This window comes from Alkalibacillus haloalkaliphilus C5 (assembly GCF_000269905.1).
GTDB classification, from domain to species: Bacteria; Bacillota; Bacilli; order Bacillales; family Alkalibacillaceae; genus Alkalibacillus; species Alkalibacillus haloalkaliphilus_A.
On record NZ_AKIF01000258.1, the window covers coordinates 1 to 1,610 of the forward strand.

2 protein-coding genes are annotated in these 1,610 nt (G+C 41.7%); one reads left to right on the top strand and one right to left on the bottom strand.

Annotated features, from left to right (window positions below; translation table 11 throughout):
- The coding region (locus A194_RS0116215) for an MFS transporter (protein WP_017187825.1) at window positions 1-559 on the bottom strand (559 nt) is incomplete at its 3' end.
- A 116-nt stretch (window positions 560-675) separates the two neighbouring features.
- Here A194_RS0116215 and A194_RS0116220 point away from each other — a divergent pair.
- Window positions 676-1,610 (top strand): NAD(P)/FAD-dependent oxidoreductase (locus A194_RS0116220; RefSeq protein ID WP_017187826.1); only part of this gene is annotated, 935 nt, incomplete at its 3' end.

Below are 1,610 nucleotides of genomic sequence, written 5' to 3' on the forward strand. Positions count from 1 at the left end.
CTGACAATGAAACGAATATAGCCGCAACAGTCATCGTCGTTCCAAAGGTTGATACCGTAAGTAATATACCGGCGATAACTGGACCGAACATAAACATCAATTCAATCGATCCGTGGAAAAGCGAGTTTGCCCGTTGTATATTTTCACGCCCGACTAAAATCGGAATAAGTGCTGTGACAGCAGGATAAAAGAAAGCGTCAAAGAATCCGAATAAAAACGTAATGATAACTAAAGCTGCTACACCTAATTGATCTTGTGTTACTAAATAAGCCATCGTCGAAATCAGTAGCGTTTGTAGTAAATTAGTTGTGAACATGATTTTCGATTTTTTGAACCTGTCAGCAACAACCCCACCGAAAACCATCATAATAACTCGTGGGACCGTAATCATCACTAACACGAGCCCAACTAATGCTGGACGTTCTAATTCATCAATTACATACCACGACGTTGTTAAAAATAGCATCGCAAACCCAAGCATCGCACAAATCCCGGCCAGCCAAACAAAAATAAACGGCTTATTGTCTCGAAGCCGTCCGTAATCTTGTATCTCACTCATATAGAAGTTCCTTTCTAGACTGTTTCGAATAGTTTCATTTTAACATAATCACTTCTCGAAGTGGGTGCAAACTGCTACACTAAAAGCACGATGATGTAATTAAAGGAGAATCATTTTTGACACAATATCTCGTAATTGGCGCTGGTATTTTAGGGGCATCCACTGCTTATCATTTAGCAAAAGCTGGGCGTGATGTGACGTTAGTTGACAACGAAAATAATGGCGAAGCAACGCGTGCAGCAGCTGGCATTATTAGTCCGTGGCTTTCACAAAAAAGAAACGAGTCTTTATATGACGTCATTAAGCATGGTGCTGCCTATTATCGTGACATCATAAATCAATTGAACGAAATCGGTATAACAGAAACGAGCTATGCTCAAGTCAGTTCGTTACATTTACATAAAAGTGATGACAAATTAGCTAAAATGGTGGAAGACGTCGAAGCTAGACGTGAAGAAGCACCAGAGATCGGACAAGTTACACAACTTACTGATCAACAAGTCTCCAATGCCGTCCCTGTTATGTCTGACATAATGGGCGCGGTCAAAATTAGTGGCGGTGGTCGTGTTAATGGCGCTACTTTACGTCAAGCGCTTGTGCAAGGTGCTCAACATTACAGCGCAAAAGTGATCAAAGGCTATGCACAACTAGAAGCGGATGGAAAGTGCGTAACCGTTAGCGGCGAAACGTATCACCCTGAACAAATTATCGCGACAAACGGAGCATGGGCACAGCAACTATTACAAACATGTGGTGTCGAATTTCCAGTCACCTCAACGAAAACGCAAATCATATATTTAAGCATGCCAGAAGAACAGACTGGAGATTGGCCTGTAGTTATGTTACCGAATAACAAATATATTGTCGGCTTTGATGGCGGTCGCATAGCTGTCGGTGCAGAACATGAAGCAAACGATGATTTTAACCCAAATATTAAAGCAAAAAGCGTGTTCGACATTTTAAAAGTCGCTTTTAAATTTGCCCCTGGATTAGAGAATGCAAGTATGATCGAAACGCGTGTTGCTTCAGGCCCCAAGTCAGCCAAAACCAG